Here is a 15,101-nt window from a genome sequence, read left to right on the forward strand (position 1 = left end):
TATAGGAATCTAAGCTAAAAAAAGAAGGCTGGCATGTTAACTGACATGGTTTTTAGAAAGGTCGGCAGGCTGATGGAATGCTGTGCGCTTCAAATACTCAAAATAATGTCGTGCATACGGGTGTGCGGTTTGCGAATTCCAAGGCTTGTTCCCTCCGCAGAAATGGACGATTGCAGGATTTGCCCTTGTTTCCATATACCGCTTCTTGTCCAAAAGAGTCGCCGGCGTTTTTTCCTTCAGCATGATATGGGTCTGGGCGTTCCATCTTGGATGAAGATCATGCCACTGGTCATAAAGAATCGCGTTGAGCGCATCCTGGTCATGGAATACAAACATGTCTTCGCTGTTGCTGTTAATAAAGTTGATCACTTTTTCCGAAATGCTGTGTTTTCTCCATTTGTCCATATCTATAATCATGAGGCCGGAGTTGAAGTATTTCGCAGTTTCGCTGATTTTCATTTTTTTCAGGCGTTCGTGCTGGCCGGCGTCTTCGACTGCCGCTACAAAATAAGGGGAAATGTCCATATCCCACAGCTTTGCTATATCCTCTAACACCAGTGCGTCACAATCAACATATATCATTCTCTTCACGGTTTCGTCCCTGATCAAATCAGGAATCGAAATTCTGTAGTATGCCGCTTTTGTAATATGGCTGCTCTCGACGGCGCGGTCGTACCTGCTTTTTTCTACATCGAGAAATGTGACGGGAACTCCGAAACGATGGACCGTTTTTTTCAGCCGTTCTTTATTCTCCTCTTCAATACCGCCGTCAATCACGTACAGCTTGACATCGCGATTTTTGTCCATGTTCATTAGCAGCGAGGTGAACATGACGCTCAAATGCTGTGCATAGTTATTGTCTGTACAAGAAATAATGTGCATGGTACTGTCGCTTTTCATATCGTTTCCATCTCCTTCTCTTTTTTTGTTCTATTCCCCTTTTTCGAAAAATAAACACGTCACCGTTCCATTTTCTTTTTCATCCAAAACGGAGCATACAGGAGATAGAAGAAAACGATAGTCACAGCTTCTGACGACAGGATATACCACGGCCACGGTCCGAGAACATCGAGAAGCGATGCGCCGCCTCCCGGCTTTCTCATCATGTACATATAGTTTGATTCCAGCATGCGGTTGATCACGAATATGATACCCGCGTATACATTGATGATGAGAAAGGTGATCCAAAGAGAGCGAACCGTCGGTTTATACTTCCCGGCGGCAACCATGAACAGGCAGGCCAGCACGACGAGCCCGTGGGAAATGAAAAATTCGAAAAACCTGAAGTGCGGAAAACCGTATCTTCCCAAATCCGGTGTCAGCATGGCCTGAAGCGCGCTTCCCAATCCGGCAAAGTATAGGAATTTAAACAAGTTCAGATTTTTTGTGAGCAGCAAAATGATGACGAGATAAACGGAAAGATCGCTCAGATGAAGGGGCAGACAATAGCGCGGCGTCCATGAGCGGACATAAATGAACCACGAATGATAACTGATCTCTGAAATGATCAGAATCGTAACAAAAGCATAACGAATCACCCGGTTCCATTTAGGCTCTTGGAGGGTCCGCCGAAAGACGAACAGACAAACGCCGAGTGCTGCAATCACGAGCAATGTCACGATATGCGGTGTTGAAAAAAAATGAAAAGAACCGAGATGATAATCTTTTCGAAAATATGTATTCATTGGAAGCACCTGATCGAATAGTTTTCCGTTATTTTGCGGCGAATCCCGGAAATTATTCCTAAAAAGCCAAAAAACCGCCGATCATTCGGTGGTCGAGAATCTTTATATCGAGATATTTCGGTTTTCATTTGACTCGTCTTGCAGTTGAATCCGTTCGACTTTTCCTACGAGAAAGATATAGGATAGCGCCAGTTAAGGCAAGAACCCCGGTAAAGACGAGTGCGGGAGCAAAGCTTCCGCCGTCAGCCAGAAAGCCGATGACAATCGGAACGATGACTGAAGCGAGACTTCCGACGAAATTAAAGACACCTCCCGTAAGCCCGATCAGGTGCTTCGGTACAAGAGAAGACACGAGCACCCATGTGATGGAGGCAAGGCCGTTCCCAAAAAAAGCAAGGGTCATAAACAGTATAATCAACGATGTTTGATTAACATAATTGGCCCCGATAATCGAAATCGACAGGAATAGTCCGGTAATGATCGGGGTCTTGCGGGCCACCCCTGCGGATACGCCCCTTTTCACGAGAAAGTCGGACAGAAATCCAGACAACAGCACACCGATAAAGGCCGCAAGAAAAGGAAGCGAAGCAAGAAAACCGGACTCCAGAAAATCAAGCCCCCTATATTTCACAAGGTATGTCGGAAACCATGTGAGAAAAAACCATAGCGTTGAATTGACGGCAAATTGGCCGATATATATGCCCCACAGCTTCCGGTGAGCAGTCACCTGTTTGAAATGCGTCCAATTGAATGCGTTTTTTTCCTCTTTTGTCTCCTGACGCCGGCGGACGATTCCCCCGCCTTTTTCTATGTGTTCGAGCTCGGCTTTGTTAACTTTCGGATGACGGTCCGGATCACGGTAAAACGCATACCAGACGATACCCTAGATGATTCCGATCACACCTGTGACGATAAACAGGCCGCGCCAGCCGACGATATGCTGGATGGCAGTAAGCGCCGGCGTCAAAAACGCGAGGCCCGCAAACTGCCCGGATGTATAAAAGGCGATGGCTGATGCCCTTTCCTGCTCAGGAAACCATGACGTCACCACCCGGTTGTTCGCCGGAAAGGCCGGCGCCTCAAAGGCACCTGTCGCCAGCCGCAGACCGAAAAGCGAGCCAAAGCCGCGGGCAAACCCCTGCAGCAATGTTGCAAGCGACCAGGTAATCAGCGTAAAGCCGTAGACAAGCCTCGGGCCAAACCGATCGACAAGACCGCCTCCCGGGATTTGCAGCGCACAATATGCCCAGCCAAAGGCCGAAAAAATCAAGCCTAATTGAACGGCTGATAAGTTCAGGTCGTCCCCCAACCGTGAGGCGGCCACCGAAATATTGCTGCGGTCCATATAATTAATCACGACACATACAAAGATAAACAACAATACGCGCACCCGAACCTTCGTCGGTTTCCCTTTTGCATTTGCTGCTTTCATTACGCCTCTCCCTTCCTCACACCTTTTTTAGAATGAAAACGCCATCATTTTTCACCATTCTGCCACACTGCCGTCGCTGTGCCGCCATACCGGGTTTCGCCAGTTATGTCCGATTTCGGCCATTTTTCTGACATGATCTTCGTTGATATCGATGCCGAGGCCGGGCCCGTTTGGAATGCGGACATAGCCGTCTTCGTAGAAGAAGACATCTTGATCCAGCATATAATCGAGCAGATCCGTGCCTTTATTGTAATGGATCCCCAAGCTCTGCTCCTGAATGAAGGCGTTGTGGCAAGTCGCATCAACCTGCAGGCAGGCCGCCAGTGCGATCGGGCCGAGCGGACAGTGAGGGGCCGCCGCGACATCAAACGCTTCCGCCATCGAGAGGATCTTTTTGCATTCAGTAATGCCTCCGGCATGTGACAAATCGGGCTGGATGATATCGACATAGCCATCTGTCAACAGTTGTTTAAACTGCCATTTTGAGAACATCCGCTCACCTGTGGCAATCGGTATCGAGACAAGGTTTGCGATATCCCTGAGCGCCTCATTGTTCTCCGGCAGCACAGGCTCTTCAATGAACATCGGACGAAAAGCCTCAAGCTCCTTCGCCAATATTTTTGCCATCGGCTTGTGCACCCTGCCGTGAAAATCGATGCCGATGCCAACGTAGGGGCCGACCGCTTCCCTGACGGCCGCGATTCTCTCGATCACCTGATCGATTTTTTCGTGCGAGTCAATATATTGGAGCTCTTCCGTACCGTTCATTTTGACGGCTGTAAAACCCTTTTCGACCACCTGCTTTGCGGCCAGACCGACGTCTTGAGGCCGGTCTCCTCCAATCCATGAATAGACTTTAATGGAGTCTCTGCACTTCCCGCCGAGAAGCTGATGGACGGGTGCATTATAAAATTTTCCTTTAATGTCCCAAAGCGCCTGATCGATTCCCGCTATCGCGCTCATCAGAATCGGGCCGCCCCTGTAAAACCCGCCTCTGTACATTACGTTCCAGTGATCTTCAATATCCATCGGGTCTTTGCCGATCAAGTATTCCATTAATTCGCCGACCGCCGTTTTAACGGTTGCGGCCTTGCCCTCGATCACCGGTTCACCCCATCCGGTGATGCCTTCATCCGTTTCGATTTTTAAGAACAGCCAGCGCGGCGGCACTTGAAAACATTCAAAGCCTGTAATCTTCATATCACTCATCCCCTTTTGATTGCTTCGACAAATTGCTTTGCTTTTTCTTTCAGGTTTTCTAAATACGGACCTGTGACCTCTTCATTCGTTTTGACGAGGGCGCCTCCTATTCCCGCTCCGACGGCTCCGGCATCCAAATACTCGCGGATATTGTCCAATCCGACGCCTCCCGTCGGAAGCAGGGGAATCTGCGGGAGCGGCCCGTGAATATCCTTGATATAGCCTGGTCCCATCGTTCCCGGAAACACCTTGATGATATCCCCGCCGCTTTCGTAAGCCGTCAAAATCTCAGTCGGGGTAAAAGCTCCCGGAATGCTCACCGCCCCATACCGTTTTGTCAGCTTAATCGTTTCTTCATTGACGGTCGGGGACAGGATAAACCGGGCACCGGCCGACAAAGCCGCTCTCGCCGATTCGGCGTCGAGCACCGTGCCCGCTCCGACAAGCATGTCATCTCCATATCGTTCTGAAACGGCCTCTATCGCTTTCAGCGCCTGAGGCGAGTTAAGCGTCATCTCTACCAGCCTGATGCCGCCCTCTTTTAACGCTTCCGCGATTTTGAGTGCATCATCCGCATGATAGCCGCGGACGATCGCAATGACTTTATGTTTTTCAATTTGTGATAAAGCCTCCATCTCTCTCACCCTTTCATTTGAAGTCTATCGGCTGACATCGTCCTCTTCGGATTGCTCCATAAACGCAAACAATCGATCGCGGTCCGGCAGCCCTTCAATATCACCGTTTACCAATGTCACCATAGCGCCGACCGCGCAGCCTCTTTTAACAGCCTCCGGGAGCGGAATGCCTTCAATCAAGCCCGACAGAATGCCGGCGGCAAAGCCGTCTCCGGCTCCCACGGGATCTCTTACTCTCTGAATCTCGTAGCCTCTTTCGTAACCGCTCTCATTTTTGGAAGAGTAGTAGGCCCCTTTTGCCCCCAGCTTGACGACGGCAATATCAGAACCGAGCTGGTGAACAGCCTCTGCGATGTCTTTCTCATCATCTGTCCCGAATAAAAACCGGCCTTCGCCTAGTCCCGGCAAAACGACATCAGACTGTTTGACAAGTTCCAATATCGTCTGTCTCGCACGTTCCGGTTCCCAGAGCTTTTTTCTTACATTCGGATCAAATACGACCGGTTTATGATGCTTTCTGGCAAGCTTAACCGCATAAAACACCGCTTCTGAAGCGCTCTCGCTCAAAGCCGGCGTGATCCCGGTAATGTACAGAAAACCGGCGTTTTTGATATAATCCTCATCGATATCGCCCTTTTCGAGAAAGCTTGCGGCAGAGCCGTTCCTGTAGTAGAAGACATTTACTTGCGCCTCGTTTGCCCTTTCTTTAAAAAACAAGCCTGTCGGTGCGTCCGCATCGATCTTGACCCGGCTGACGTCGACCCCTTCCCCTCTTACAGAAGAAAGAATCATGGCCCCGAACTCATCCTTTCCCAGCCTGCTGATCCAGCCCGTTTTTTTCCCGAGCTTAGCAAGGCCGATCAATGTGTTTGTTTCGGCTCCCGCAATTCTCGCAGAATAGTTTCGCGCGTATCTGAGGGGACCGTCTTCATTCGGAGTAAACAGTGCCATCGCTTCTCCTATGCTTATGACATCCATCAAAATCCCCCCTTCATGCGGGGCGGCTGAACATAGCCGCCAATTGCTTCCGTTATTTTTCCCGCTGTTTCAAGAAGCTGTTCGGCAATGACATCCTTCCTTTTCAACATGCGGTCCTTGGGTCCCGCCGTGCTGATGGCCGCCTTGATGACGCTGTCTGATCCGTATACCGGAGCTGCCAAACAAAACAAGCCTTCTTCATTTTCTTCGTCATCAATTGCATATCCCAATTCTGCAAACTGTTTCAGCTGTTCCTCCAGTTGTTCCCTGCTTGTCATCGTGTTTTTTGTAAACCGGACGAATTCGATGCGGTCGATAAGCTTCCTTCTTTCGTCCTCCGGCATGAAGGCTAAAAAGGCTTTGCCGAGACCTGTGCAATATAGCGGCTTTCGCGATCCGGGCTGTGCGGTCGTTCTGATCGACCGGTTGTTGTCGATCTTTGCAATATAGACAAGCTGATCGTCGGACAGGACGGCCATGAACACCGTTTCCTGCACGCCGTCCATCAGCCGTTTTAAATAAGGAACGCCCTGGGCTGATATATCAACCGATTCCATGGCAGCGGTTCCAATTTGAATCAGCTTTGCTCCAAGCCTGTAGCGCTTACCCGCATCCTGCTGAAGATAGCCTTCTTCAAAAAGCGTTACAACCAAGTGGAATGTGCTGCTCTGCGGAAGCGCTAATTCTCTTGCGATCTCCTTTATTGTTAACCCATCCGGATGGGTTGTAAGCAGTTCAAATATACGCATGACGCGTACTGCGGATTTTACAGACATAACACCCTCCACCATTCACATATGTGATTCAAAATCAGAATTCTGATTATTCGACGTATTTTAATCAGAAAGGACCCCGCCCGTCAACTGCTTTTTTTATATCAAACAGATTCTTTTTTATGGATCTCGCTTCCCTTATAAACAGCACTGAACGAGTCTTACGCCTCATTTATTTTTCCGGGGCAGGATTTTTCTTTCGCAATGCGAATCTTTCTGTACTAAAGATCGATCAGGGAGGGTTTGAAATGAAGAAGAAAATGATGGCCATTAGTATGGCTGCAGCCGTTCTTATGGGGGGCGTTTTCCTGCCGGCAGCCGAGGGCACGTCCGCGGTACATGCAGCGCAAGCGATTCAATCGAAACAGGAAGGGAAAATCGCCAAGAAATTCAATGAGAACCGCGCTTACCAAACGATTTACCACTTAAGCGAGACGATCGGGCCGCGTGTAACAGGCACGAAAGCAGAAAAAAAGAGCGCGGCATTCATCGCGTCTCAAATGAAAAAATCGAATTTGAAAGTGAGTACACAGACGTTCAGCATCCCCGACAGATTAGAAGGAACGCTCACCGTCCGTGGCAGTGAAATATCGTCCCGGCCTGCGGCAGGTTCGGCTCCTACTTCAGGCAAAGGTCTGACCGCTCCGCTCTATGACGCCGGACTCGGTCTTGCCGGCGATTTCACAGAAGAAGCGAAAGGGAAAATCGCCGTTATTTTAAGAGGGGAGCTGACGTTTTATGAAAAGGTGAAAAATGCGGAAGATGCGGGCGCTGCCGGGGTTATCATCTATAACAATGCAGACAGCCTCGTTCCGCTTACGCCAAACCTCAGCGGGAATAAAACCGGCATTCCGGTCGTCGGCGTCAAAAAGGAAGACGGCGAAAAACTGCTCACAGAACGGGAAGCAACGCTAAAGCTCAAGTCCTTCCCGAATCAAACCTCTCAAAACGTCATCGGCGTCCGTAAACCGAAAGGAATCAAAAATCCGGATATCGTGTATGTCACATCGCATTATGACAGCGTCCCCGAAGCGCCCGGAGCCAATGACAATGCATCGGGAACTTCCACCGTCCTTGAGCTGGCGCGGATTATGAAAAACATCCCGACCGATAAAGAAATCCGCTTTATTACGTTCGGTGCTGAAGAAATCGGGCTTGTCGGCTCGAGATATTATGTCAGCAAGCTGTCCGGGGAGGAATTAAAAAGAAGCAAAGCAAACTTCAACTTAGACATGGTCGCTACAAGCTGGGAAAATGCTTCACAGCTTTATATCAATACACCTGACGGTTCCGCAAATCTCATCTGGGAATTAAGCAAAAATGCCGCAGCGAACATCGGAAAGGATGTTCTAGCCTTGAGAAAGGGCGGTTCATCAGATCACGTTCCTTTCCATGACGCGGGAATCGATTCAGCCAATTTTATTTGGATGGAGCCGGGGACCGAATCCTTGGAGCCATGGTATCATACCCCTTACGACACGATTGAGCATATCAGCAAAGACCGGCTGAAAACGGCCGGGCAAATCGCCGGGACAGCGGTATACGATTTAGTCGAAAAGGAAGAACGCCGGGCGCAATAATTCGCGTTTTAAAAAAACAGAGCCTCGTCAGCTCTGTTTTTTTAATGTCCCATTTTCCATGAACAGCTCATCATCAATATAAACCGTCGGCTTTGTTACCACCCCGTCAATATGTACACCCGCTGCAATCGTGCCGCCGAACGTGTTGTTGCTTCCGAATGCGGTGTGTATGGTGCCGAGAACTTTTTCGTCTTCGAGAACGACACCGGTTATTCTGGCGCGGTCATTTGTCCCGATGCCGAACTCGCCGAGGCACCGGCCGTCGCCGCTCCCAAGAATGTTCAGCAGCTGTTCGGCGGCATCGCCCTCAGCATCCGTGATCCGTCCGTCTTCAATCGTTAACACGAGCGGTGAGCTTAATGTTCCGATGCCGGCCAGCGACCCGTCTATTTCGATTTGGCCGTTTGCCGTACCTTCAAGCGGCGCGATATACGCTTCACCCGAAGGCAGGTTGCCGGATTCCCCGGGATTCAAATACATGCCGGTGCTCGGAATCCCTTTCCTTCCGTCGATTGAAAACGTAAGAATATAGCCCGCCTTATCTATACGGACAGACCGTCCGTTTGAAAGGACCTCACAAACGTTTTCCGTTCTTTCCTTTACTTTTTCATAATCGGCGGAAATCGCGCCGTTCAAAAACATGTCTTCCGTAATCCCCGGCATCGTCGCAATCCTCGTTCCCGCTTTCGCAGCTTCTTTCCGGGCGTTTGTATGGGTCAAAGAATGCTCGGTAATGCAAACGGCGGCATCTGCATGCTTCATTGCCGAAGCAATTGACGGCGGCGGCTCTTCGCCCGGTTTTCCCCTTGTCTTCATGACCGCAAGCATCGTTTCCGCCTCAAGCGCTTGTCCCGCCAGATACAAAGATTCTGCCAGACCTTTTTTATTGTCGTCGCAGACAATCAGAAAAGACTCCCCTTTTTTCAGCCCGAGACAGGCCGACAGTACGTTTTGACTGATTTGAATCAGCTTCTGGTTCATGTTCATCATCCTTTTTAGGTCATTTCTGAGACGTGTTTGGCCGCCAACACATTAATAAGATCACAGGCAGGCCGTCGTTTTTCGGGAGCGCACTCCCTCGCCTTTTCAGTATACCTCATATCAGATCGGCTCCTAAATGTAGGGCTGCCGCGACAATCCATGGACAAAACACCAAAATAAAAAGACGATCAGCATGGAGAACGACTTGTGCCGATCACCTCCGACATGCAGCGCCATCTTCACTCCCGCTGTCGCCCGAGACTACGAGCTCTCCGGTAATACCCGGATTTCGCTCATTTTTTGTTTAAGGATTTTTGCGCATGTTCTGCTTCGGGACTCTCGGGCCCTTTTGTATAGTTGCATTGATGTAAAGTTCATTTATTAAGGTGGTTTCACAGGAGGGTAAAAAGCACAATTAATCCTAAGAAACCTTAGTTTCTAAACTTTATGTCTCTTCGGTTAGCAATTTTGATGGCTAAGCTTTTTGAAACTGCAGTAGATGAATTATTTATTCTGGACAGCGAAGATGTTTAAGGAGGTAAATCATGAATTCGCGATCAGGTAATTTCACAATCAGTTTTTTGATGTTGATTTTAAGTCTATATACTTTTTTAGCTCATGGGTTAATGGAAAATCTGAATTTGAAATGGCTTTTCTGCCTTTTTCTTTATTTATCATGTTTTTCAGATTAGGTTATTTGTATCCTCAATTTGCGAAAAATGATGAGCGCTATAAATTAATACAACAAAAAGCCATGTTTTATAATTATTTTATTTTGATGGGATATCTCTTTATTTTTTTTATATTACTGGCAAATAACGCTATAAACTTGAGTGCACATACATTTATTGTAATCCTCGGTGCTCTTATTATTGCAACAGTCAACATTTTATTTATTATCTTCTCAAAAATTTATTAGGAGATGATGTATTGTGTTTCCTTATCTTATACAGTTATTCGTTTCTCTTTATAGTCATTATGATGATCACGATTGTGACCAAAAAGCACAGCCGTTGATTTCCTATAAAAAACGTATGACCATCGTTTCACCGCTCTCAGTATATTACTCATTTTTTGTTCAGTTTTGAATGAATCGTCATAACAAAAAATAGAGCCGCACCCTGCAGCTCTATTTTAGTCAATCCAGATCCTTCGCCAATTTGACAAACCGGAAACTAAAGATCAGGCTTCCGATGGCGACGACAATCATGATGATTCCCAATTCCTGAAAATGATGGGCCGTGATTTCTTTTCCGAACAACATGCCGAGAATGACTGAGGAAAGGATCGAGCCCAAGTAGCGGCACGTTTGGAAGAGTCCAGAAGACGTACCGACGATGTCCTTCGGGCTTGCCGTCAGCATCGCAGCCTGCAGGGCAACGTTGCCGAGACCGTAGCTGATGCCGAGCAAGGAAAGGATCAGGCCTTTCCATATCATCGGCGCCTCCACGAAAAAGAGCGTCATCAGAACCGCGCCGGCGATCATCAGACAAGCCCCGATCAATACAGGCTGCGCTTCGCCTGAGCGGTCTATCCATCTGCCCGTAAGCGGCGACACGATGATGCTCATTCCTGACATAAACAGCATCAACAGCCCGCTCGTTTGAACGGAAAGGTGCATCTCATCCTGAAAATAACTCGGAAGCCCGAAGAACAGGCAGTAATTAAAAATGTTCAAAATAATAAATTGAATATACACCGATGACAGAGCCCGATGCGAAATAAACAGGCGCATATCGATAAACGGCTTTTCCGTCCGGTGTTCCCACATGATAAACACGATCAGCAGAATGAGTCCGGAGACCCCTTCCGCATAACGGGGAACGGTGCTTAAAGAAAGTAAAAAAGACAACAAAAGAACGATGCCGCAGGCAAATAAGATGATGCCCGGCAAATCAAGCTGCTTCAAAACAGATTTGACATTCAAGCCGGCTCTTTTTTCATCTTTCGGAAACATAAGCAGCCCAAATACAAAGCTGAAGATGATAAACGGAAAGTTAACCGTAAAAATGGCCGGCCATCCGCCCCAGACGATTAAAAAGCCTCCCACCGTCGGCCCCAATGCCGTCATCGCGGAAGCGAAGATCGAGAGAACGGCTAGAGCCGACGCCTGGCGATCGCGGATATGGCTCCTGATCAGCCCGACTCCTGACGGGTATATCGCGCTGCTCCCTATAGATTGAAACAGCCGCATCACCAATAACACCATAAAAGCGGGAGCCAGCGGGGCCCCGATTGCGGAAATGGCAACGAGAATCAGGCCGGACAAAAACATCTTTTTCCTGCCGATTAAATCTCCCAGTTTGCCTGTTACGGGCTGGGCGACCGCACTGGCTAAATAAAAGGATGAAATTAACCACGATACGGTCGTAAATGACAATTGAAATTCTTTTTGAATGCTGTGAAGAGCCAATGAAATCATGGAAGAGTTCAGCGGATTCAGCATGGTTCCAGATGCGACGGTCGTCAAAAACAACGCCCTACTTTTCTTGGATATTTTCATCACAGCTCTTCCAGAAACTCTTCCGTTGTCCGAAGCCTGCCGATTCTAGGAAAAATAAAACGGATTGAGGCTTCGTGCTCTTCCTCGCTGAATGTCGTCATCGCGTCCGTAATAAAGATCTGTTGATAGCCTAGCTGGAACGCCTCGCGGGCCGTGCTTTCCACCCCTATATTGGTGGCGATTCCGCACAGCACAATCGTATCGATTCCGCGGCGCCGAAGCTGGAGATCCAAATCCGTTCCGAAAAAAGCGCCCCATTGACGCTTTGTGACCGTATAGTCGCCTTCTGTGATCCCCAGTTCAGGTACGAATTCGGCCCAATCGGACGGGCGCTCCCCCGGAACCTGCCCAGTCTGATCTGTTACCGGCTTTAACGCATCTTTCCCATCGTGAAACGCGACATTCACAAAGCAGATAAAACCTTGTTTTTGGCGGAACACGTCAATTAATTTGGTTGCCTTTTTCACGACGGCATCTCCTCCGGGAATATTGACGATTCCTTTTTGCAAGTCGATGAGTACAAGTGCAGTTTTGTTGAAATCCATTTGCAGTCCGCTCATATCAAGACCTCCTCATATTTATTATCTTTTTCTCGATTCACTTTTTCGATTCACTTTTGTTTTCAAAATAAATCTTGAAAACGATATGTAATTGGCAGGATCTGTTTAATCGGATCATCTGAGACGCCACATCAAGAATGCGCCCGGACAATTGCATTGTCAAGAAAGCCGCACAGTGCACCCGGGAGGGAACGGCTCTGACAGGCAGACGAAAAAAAGCCGGGCGAACGTTGATATGCTCCCCTAAAGGTAGACAGATGAAATAAAAAAATCTGTTTGCCTTGGGGGAGTTTTTTCATGGCTGGAAAATGGTTTTCAAAAGAAGAAAAATTGAATATTCTATCAGAATGTGATCAGGGCAATAATTCGGTGAAGGAGATCGCAGAAAAATATGGCATTCATGCCGAAACGATTCGTGAATGGAGAACATCGCATGATATGGCGGGTGTGGAGAGTTTGGAACGTTCAAAGCGCCATAAGTTCTATCCCGCAGAATTAAAATACAATGCCGTGAAAGACTTCTTATCCGGACGCTACTCTCAAAGAGAAATCTCGAGAAAATATAAGATTTCCAGTAAATCCGTGCTCATGAAGTGGGTCGAGCTTTATAATGGTCATAAAACGTTAAAAGACAGTGGGAGAGGAAGGAATCGTTTAATGACCAAACGGAAGAATGTTTCTTTGGAAGAACGGATTAAGATTGCGAAGGATTGCCTAGCCCACGGAAAAGATTACGCCAGATCGATGGAGATTCATCAAGTTTCCTATCAACAGGTGTATCAATGGGTGAAAAAGTATCAAGAAGGTGGAGAAGAAGCCTTAAAAGATACACGGGGAAAACGCAAAACCGAAGAAGAACTGACACCTGAAGAAAAAATTCAACGGGAAAACAAACGGCTGGAACAGGAAAATGAGCGTTTGCGTGCAGAGAATGCGTTCTTAAAAAAGTTGGAAGAGATCAAAAGGAGGCGGTTCTGAGTCAGAGTCGGTACGAAGATCGATATCTCGCCATTTTAGAGCTGAATCGAAAAGAAAGTTTCTCTGTTCAAATGTTATGTGAGATTGCCGAAGTTTCGCGCCAAGGGTATTACAAATGGAAAAAACGCGTACCTTCAGCGAGAGAAAAACAGAATGAAAAGATTATCGCCGAGATGACGCTTCTTCATGAACAAATTGGCGGTATCTACGGATACCGCAGAATGACCTTAAACATGAAGCGCCGCTTTAAAGAGCGCCTCAATCATAAGCGCATCTATCGGCTGATGAAAATCGCCAAGCTAGAGTGTGTCATTCGGCGGAAGAAAAAACGTTACGGCAAAGCGACGCCTCAACATGTGTCCGAAAACATCCTGAATCGAGAGTTTAAAGCGGACAAACCAAATCAAAAATGGGTGACCGATGTGACGGAGCTAAAATACGGCCATCGGAAAGCGTACCTCAGTGCCATTCTAGATCTTCATGAGGGAATGGTCGTGTCTTATGTGCTGGGGAAGTCCAATAATAACGCCCTTGTGTTTAAAACCTTGAACCAAGCGCTTGAGGCAGCCCCAAACGCACGTCCTCTCCTTCACAGCGACAGAGGTTTTCAATACACGTCCCACCAGTTTAGAAGGATGATTGAAAACGCAAATATGACACAGAGTATGTCCCGCGTCGGCCGCTGTATTGATAACGGCCCCATTGAGTCGTTTTGGGGGAAATTAAAATGCGAGAAATACAGACGGAATTCGTACGAGACATTTGAGGCACTTCAAAGCGCAATTGATGAATATATCCACTTTTACAACCACGATCGTCTACAAGAAAAACTAAACGGCCTCAGCCCGGTGGAATACAGGGCTAAAGCCGTCTAGTGTGTTTTAGTTATTTCCACTGTCTACTTGACAGGGTGCAGATCACGTCTCGTCCCGGCTTTCTTTATTGATCTGCTTTTCTTCTGATATGAAGCATCTTTTCGTCCAGATAATTGGCGATATCGGCGGCTTCTTTCAGCTCGTCTGTCAGCCGATCAGGCACTTCATTATTTAATTTATAGTAAATTTTATGCTCAAGGCTTGCCCAAAAATCCATGGCGATCGTTCTGATCTGGATTTCCACCTTGGCATGCTCCACCCGGTTTGTCAAATAAACGGGCACTTCTACAATCAAATGAAGGCTTCTGTAGCCGTTTGGCTTCGGATTTTTGATGTAGTCCTTCACTTTTAAAATTTTAATATCTTCGTGTTCTTTCAGCACTTCGACCATATTGTAGATATCCGACAAAAATGAACAAACGATTCTCAGTCCGGCGATATCGTTTATATGCTCTTTGGCAGCGCTCGTTGTAATATCGCAGCCTTTTCTTACAAGCTTGTTGATCAGGCTTTCAAAGTTTTTCACGCGTGATTTCGTGTGTTCGATCGGATTATGGCCGTGAATTAAGTTGTATTCCTGGCTGATAATCGAAAATTTCGTATCCATTTGGTCTAAAGCGAATTTATAAACTAAAAGTTCATTTTTCCAGTCTTCCATCAGCTTTCGAAAATCTTCTATTTGATGCTGCGGCAATCCTGCTATTTGATCTATTGAAGTTTCCATAATTGGTCTCCTTATATCAAATTGATTTCTTTTCAAAACAGTAGACGGTTCCATTTCCGTTAAGGTTTCGAACATAAAGAACTTGTTTTTTTCTATAAAAAAATAGTTTTCTTAATTATTTTCTGTATTTCTAAATGGATATCCCTTTCGAAAGCATCATTTGTTTCATATTTTATATTAAAACAAGGGGGTGAAGC

The 15,101-nt window shown here is 47.2% G+C and carries 12 protein-coding genes and 1 pseudogene; 2 read left to right on the forward strand and 11 right to left on the reverse strand.

Features of this window, described 5'->3' with window-relative positions; translation table 11 throughout:
- Window positions 1-36: 36 nt before the first annotated feature.
- The 7 genes and pseudogenes from NSQ39_RS19395 to NSQ39_RS19425 all read right to left on the reverse strand — a co-directional run bounded on the left by NSQ39_RS19395 (window position 37) and on the right by NSQ39_RS19425 (window position 6,706).
- Window positions 37-900, reverse strand: coding sequence for a glycosyltransferase family 8 protein (locus NSQ39_RS19395; protein WP_046130658.1), 864 nt, complete (start codon window positions 898-900; stop codon window positions 37-39).
- 59 nt (window positions 901-959) lie between these two features.
- Complete coding sequence (locus tag NSQ39_RS19400) at window positions 960-1,685, reverse strand: YwaF family protein (protein WP_175076524.1); 726 nt, start codon at window positions 1,683-1,685, stop codon at window positions 960-962.
- A 102-nt stretch (window positions 1,686-1,787) separates the two neighbouring features.
- Window positions 1,788-3,117: pseudogene (locus NSQ39_RS19405) on the reverse strand (MFS transporter).
- A gap of 51 nt (window positions 3,118-3,168) precedes the next feature.
- Entirely contained in the window at window positions 3,169-4,317 is a 1,149-nt protein-coding gene (dgoD, locus tag NSQ39_RS19410; RefSeq protein ID WP_046130661.1) for a galactonate dehydratase, read from the reverse strand.
- 5 nt (window positions 4,318-4,322) lie between these two features.
- Complete coding sequence (locus NSQ39_RS19415) at window positions 4,323-4,952, reverse strand: bifunctional 4-hydroxy-2-oxoglutarate aldolase/2-dehydro-3-deoxy-phosphogluconate aldolase (RefSeq protein ID WP_175076525.1); 630 nt, start codon at window positions 4,950-4,952, stop codon at window positions 4,323-4,325.
- Between the two features lie 24 nt (window positions 4,953-4,976).
- Window positions 4,977-5,930, reverse strand: coding sequence for a sugar kinase (locus tag NSQ39_RS19420; protein ID WP_175076526.1), 954 nt, complete (start codon window positions 5,928-5,930; stop codon window positions 4,977-4,979).
- Window positions 5,930-6,706: an IclR family transcriptional regulator gene (locus tag NSQ39_RS19425; RefSeq protein ID WP_175076527.1), complete on the reverse strand. Its 777-nt coding sequence runs from the start codon at window positions 6,704-6,706 to the stop codon at window positions 5,930-5,932. Before NSQ39_RS19425 ends, NSQ39_RS19420 begins: the two co-directional genes overlap by 1 nt.
- Window positions 6,707-6,951: 245 nt before the next feature.
- Here NSQ39_RS19425 and NSQ39_RS19430 point away from each other — a divergent pair, with 245 nt between their 5' ends.
- Complete coding sequence (locus tag NSQ39_RS19430) at window positions 6,952-8,283, forward strand: M28 family peptidase (RefSeq protein ID WP_175076528.1); 1,332 nt, start codon at window positions 6,952-6,954, stop codon at window positions 8,281-8,283.
- Window positions 8,284-8,310: 27 nt separating this feature from the next.
- Here the strand turns inward: NSQ39_RS19430 and NSQ39_RS19435 are convergent, their stop codons facing one another.
- The 3 genes from NSQ39_RS19435 to NSQ39_RS19445 all read right to left on the reverse strand — a co-directional run bounded on the left by NSQ39_RS19435 (window position 8,311) and on the right by NSQ39_RS19445 (window position 12,327).
- Window positions 8,311-9,264: an aminopeptidase gene (locus tag NSQ39_RS19435; protein ID WP_216899567.1), complete on the reverse strand. Its 954-nt coding sequence runs from the start codon at window positions 9,262-9,264 to the stop codon at window positions 8,311-8,313.
- Between the two features lie 1,138 nt (window positions 9,265-10,402).
- Window positions 10,403-11,767, reverse strand: coding sequence for an MFS transporter (locus NSQ39_RS19440; protein WP_216899565.1), 1,365 nt, complete (start codon window positions 11,765-11,767; stop codon window positions 10,403-10,405).
- Window positions 11,767-12,327 carry a hydrolase gene (locus tag NSQ39_RS19445; protein WP_046130672.1) on the reverse strand — a complete coding sequence of 187 codons (561 nt, stop codon included), beginning with the start codon at window positions 12,325-12,327 and terminating at the stop codon, window positions 11,767-11,769. Before NSQ39_RS19445 ends, NSQ39_RS19440 begins: the two co-directional genes overlap by 1 nt.
- A gap of 297 nt (window positions 12,328-12,624) precedes the next feature.
- Here NSQ39_RS19445 and NSQ39_RS19450 point away from each other — a divergent pair.
- Window positions 12,625-14,180, forward strand: a protein-coding gene (locus NSQ39_RS19450; RefSeq protein ID WP_341016623.1) for an IS3 family transposase whose coding sequence is annotated in 2 segments (ribosomal slippage) — window positions 12,625-13,282 and window positions 13,282-14,180 — 1,557 coding nt in all. Because the reading frame shifts where the segments join, the coding sequence is not laid out codon by codon here.
- A 64-nt stretch (window positions 14,181-14,244) separates the two neighbouring features.
- Here NSQ39_RS19450 and NSQ39_RS19455 read toward each other — a convergent pair.
- Window positions 14,245-14,904 (reverse strand): GTP pyrophosphokinase, encoded by a 660-nt coding sequence (locus NSQ39_RS19455; RefSeq protein WP_046129410.1) that lies wholly within the window; start codon window positions 14,902-14,904, stop codon window positions 14,245-14,247.
- Window positions 14,905-15,101 lie beyond the last annotated feature (197 nt).

This window comes from Bacillus sp. FSL W8-0848 (assembly GCF_038007805.1).
GTDB lineage: Bacteria > Bacillota > Bacilli > Bacillales > Bacillaceae > Bacillus > Bacillus glycinifermentans.

Bases quoted from the DNA above. Each gene is read 5' to 3' on its own strand.
- NSQ39_RS19440 (WP_216899565.1), bottom strand. From the start codon at position 11,767: ATGAAAATATCCAAGAAAAGTAGGGCGTTGTTTTTGACGACCGTCGCA.
- NSQ39_RS19420 (WP_175076526.1), bottom strand. From the start codon at position 5,930: ATGGATGTCATAAGCATAGGAGAAGCGATGGCACTGTTTACTCCGAAT.
- NSQ39_RS19415 (WP_175076525.1), bottom strand. From the start codon at position 4,952: ATGGAGGCTTTATCACAAATTGAAAAACATAAAGTCATTGCGATCGTC.
- NSQ39_RS19435 (WP_216899567.1), bottom strand. From the start codon at position 9,264: ATGAACCAGAAGCTGATTCAAATCAGTCAAAACGTACTGTCGGCCTGT.
- dgoD (WP_046130661.1), bottom strand. From the start codon at position 4,317: ATGAAGATTACAGGCTTTGAATGTTTTCAAGTGCCGCCGCGCTGGCTG.
- NSQ39_RS19455 (WP_046129410.1), bottom strand. From the start codon at position 14,904: ATGGAAACTTCAATAGATCAAATAGCAGGATTGCCGCAGCATCAAATA.
- NSQ39_RS19425 (WP_175076527.1), bottom strand. From the start codon at position 6,706: ATGTCTGTAAAATCCGCAGTACGCGTCATGCGTATATTTGAACTGCTT.
- NSQ39_RS19395 (WP_046130658.1), bottom strand. From the start codon at position 900: ATGAAAAGCGACAGTACCATGCACATTATTTCTTGTACAGACAATAAC.
- NSQ39_RS19400 (WP_175076524.1), bottom strand. From the start codon at position 1,685: ATGAATACATATTTTCGAAAAGATTATCATCTCGGTTCTTTTCATTTT.
- NSQ39_RS19445 (WP_046130672.1), bottom strand. From the start codon at position 12,327: ATGAGCGGACTGCAAATGGATTTCAACAAAACTGCACTTGTACTCATC.
- NSQ39_RS19430 (WP_175076528.1), top strand. From the start codon at position 6,952: ATGAAGAAGAAAATGATGGCCATTAGTATGGCTGCAGCCGTTCTTATG.